The organism is Streptomyces sp. NPDC057543 (assembly GCF_042801895.1).
In the GTDB taxonomy this organism is placed as follows: domain Bacteria; phylum Actinomycetota; class Actinomycetes; order Streptomycetales; family Streptomycetaceae; genus Streptomyces.
In genome coordinates, this window is sequence record NZ_JBHVFF010000531.1 from 1 (window position 1) to 2,489 (window position 2,489).

Genomic DNA, 2,489 nt, shown 5'->3' on the forward strand with positions numbered 1-2,489 from the left:
CGGACCGGACTCACACCGGCAGGCGACGACGAGCTTACGAACCACGATCAACCACCTACATGGCCAACCTCCAGATTCTGCTGGGCGTACGAAAGATCGAGGTTAGCCGCACGCCATGCAGGGCACATACGAATTCCCGCATTAGGCCCGCATAAACGCACAAGCTTTCGGGGCATGGTCAGATTCCGGCAGGGCATACGACTGCTCGGAGGTTGATAATTATGGTTCCCCTGCTTCTCGTTCTGCTTCTCGCACTGATCCTGTTCGGTGCCGGTTTCGCTCTCAAGGCCCTGTGGTGGATTGCCGTCATTGTGCTGGTGGTCTGGCTGCTCGGCTTTGTGGTCCGGTCCGCTGGTCATGGTGGCCGCAAGGGTCGCTGGTACCGCTGGTAAACCAGCTCAGCATGGGTGTGGGGTTCAGTCAGAGATATCTCTGGCTAAACCCCACACGCATGCCCGGCCTTTGCGGGTGGACGAAACGAAACACGGAAATGAAAAAGCGGGTCAATGGGGCCGCGCTTCCGGGGCAAACGTATCAGCGTGGCCGGGGTGGGCGGCGTCTACGCAGGGAACCTTGCGCCTCCAGCGTCATCCGCCCCGGCTACCCTCTTTGTGTTTCTGCGAGCGCGCCAGAGGTTCTTCGGCCATCGTTTCGGGTGGCAGGCCGCCGGCATCCTTGCGTTCCGGGCCCGCGGCGAGCGCCCTATCCTGACGGCGCGGCGCCTATGACATGGCCCTGCGCCAGCATCTGCCGGGCTGACGTGGGCGCGATTGGTCATCAGGCGGTAGGTGTCCAGGCCGTTTCGGCTGCCTGCGCGGTGGGACGGGTAGGGAAGATTTGCTCGAGGCCGACGTTTCGGAGGATTCGGCTGACGCGGTCGGGTACCGCGGCCAGGACGAGGGCCGCGTCGGCTGCCGTGGCGTGGTTGCGGGCGGCGATCACGACGATGATGCCGCTGGAGTCGCAGAAGGTGAGCCGGGCGAGGTCGATGACGCGTTGCTGGCCCGGACGCAGCGCGAGGTCGGGCAGCAGGTCGTGTACGTCCGCCGCGGTGTGATGGTCCAGGTCTCCTGCCAGTTCGATGACCTGACGGGCGGGGGTGGCGCGGGTGTGAATGGTCAGTGCGTGGCGCGGAAGGTGTGACGGCAGCGGCGAGTGGGGCACACCAGGCGGCGCACGCGCACCCGGACCACCGCACGCCGGCCGTCCACAGGCACGTCGGCCACCGATCGCTCGTGATAGCCATGCACACCCGCCGATCCTGCTCCGCAGCCTGGGCAGGCAGCCCTCCCGTCCGGTGTCCGCGCCAGCACCGTGATCCGCCCGGTGGTGGTCGCGAATCCGGGCTTCGATGAGTTTGTCGAGCTCGCAGACCTGCAGGTTGAGAGCGATCACCTCCTTCGCCAGCGTGTGCACCATCTGCGCGATCAGTCTCTCGCCGAGCAGGCTGGTGTGCTGACGCTCGGCGGCTTCGCAGGCCGTCTGCGCGAGCTGGTCGGCATTGCGAACGCTGCGGTTGCGTAACCAGGTCTGGCCCTGCCGGCCCCGCGGGGAAGGACGGCGCGAACGGGAAGGACGGTACGAACGGCCGCGATGGCAACAACGGGCAGTCCTGCCCGGCCGGGTACAGCCTCCAGCCACCGCCGGACGACCCGGATGCGCTGGTCTGCCGCCGGACCACGCCTTCCAACCCGGACCCTGCCCTCTCTTCGAGCCCGGCCGTCTTCGGCCTTCCCGCGGACCGCCGATGCTCATGAACGACCACGCCCCCTTCCGCTTCGGCGGGAGGGGGCTTTCGTCATTCGGCTTCGTACCGGTGAGCCCGGCCGCCGCGCCATTCGGTCCACAGCGGGTCGTCCAGGATCTGTTCACAGTCGTAGAGGCCAGCCCGCCGGAGGAATTCAACGAGGTCGCTGTCGTCGCGGGCGAGTCCGGCAATCTCGCCGTTGATGGTGACCGCCCGACCGCCTGCCGAGGAAGGGCGGTGGACGACTATCGGGACGCTCATGCCTTCAGCGTGCACCAGGCTACTGGTCACAGCACCCCGGCCCATGCGGCTTCACTCTTCCGCCCGACCGTGGCGCTCACGTCTGGGGCCCGTACACCCATTCGGCCTATGGGGCGTTTGGAGCGACAGAGGGCGAACTGGTTAGCTGCTGCTGCCGTCCGGCGCACTACGGTGACCAGCAGCTGGACGGCACCCGCCCCACTCTCGGGGAAGGGGGCGGACCACCCCCTCTGCCGAATCGCCGCCGCTCGTGATCCCCACACCTCCTGTTCCGGCTTGGCCCGGGGCAGGAGGTGTTCTGTTTGTATCCCCCGACTGGCCCTCAAGAAGTCGCACCGGGCCGTGCGGGTCTGCTTAGCTGCTACTGCCGCCGCCCGGCCGCGCATGCGCGGCCGCCACTCGCCATCCGTGACCGGGCAGCGCCCGCCCCCTTCGGCCAAGGGGGCGGGAACCAACATCCCAGGACCGGGCAGAGCTGAAC

4 protein-coding genes and 1 pseudogene are annotated in these 2,489 nt (G+C 67.4%); 2 read left to right on the forward strand and 3 right to left on the reverse strand.

What is annotated here, in order from left to right; all coding sequences use genetic code 11:
* The first annotated feature begins 221 nt into the window (after positions 1 to 221).
* Positions 222 to 392, forward strand: coding sequence for a DUF5670 family protein (locus ACFU8Q_RS40925; RefSeq protein WP_384465143.1), 171 nt, complete (start codon positions 222 to 224; stop codon positions 390 to 392).
* Positions 393 to 777: 385 nt separating this feature from the next.
* Here ACFU8Q_RS40925 and ACFU8Q_RS40930 read toward each other — a convergent pair whose 3' ends face one another.
* A complete protein-coding gene (locus ACFU8Q_RS40930; RefSeq protein ID WP_384465145.1) occupies positions 778 to 1,164 on the reverse strand; it encodes an STAS domain-containing protein in 387 nt (128 codons plus the stop codon).
* Positions 1,131 to 1,319: pseudogene (locus ACFU8Q_RS40935) on the reverse strand (transposase family protein); the annotation flags it as partial. The pseudogene ACFU8Q_RS40935 and the gene ACFU8Q_RS40930, both read right to left, overlap by 34 nt.
* Here ACFU8Q_RS40935 and ACFU8Q_RS40940 point away from each other — a divergent pair.
* Positions 1,315 to 1,524 (forward strand): hypothetical protein, encoded by a 210-nt coding sequence (locus ACFU8Q_RS40940; RefSeq protein WP_384465148.1) that lies wholly within the window; start codon positions 1,315 to 1,317, stop codon positions 1,522 to 1,524. The pseudogene ACFU8Q_RS40935 and the gene ACFU8Q_RS40940 overlap by 5 nt on opposite strands.
* 274 nt (positions 1,525 to 1,798) lie before the next feature.
* Here ACFU8Q_RS40940 and ACFU8Q_RS40945 read toward each other — a convergent pair whose 3' ends face one another.
* On the reverse strand, positions 1,799 to 2,008 hold the full coding sequence (locus tag ACFU8Q_RS40945; RefSeq protein WP_384465151.1) for a hypothetical protein: 210 nt from the start codon (positions 2,006 to 2,008) through the stop codon (positions 1,799 to 1,801).
* Positions 2,009 to 2,489: the final 481 nt, after the last annotated feature.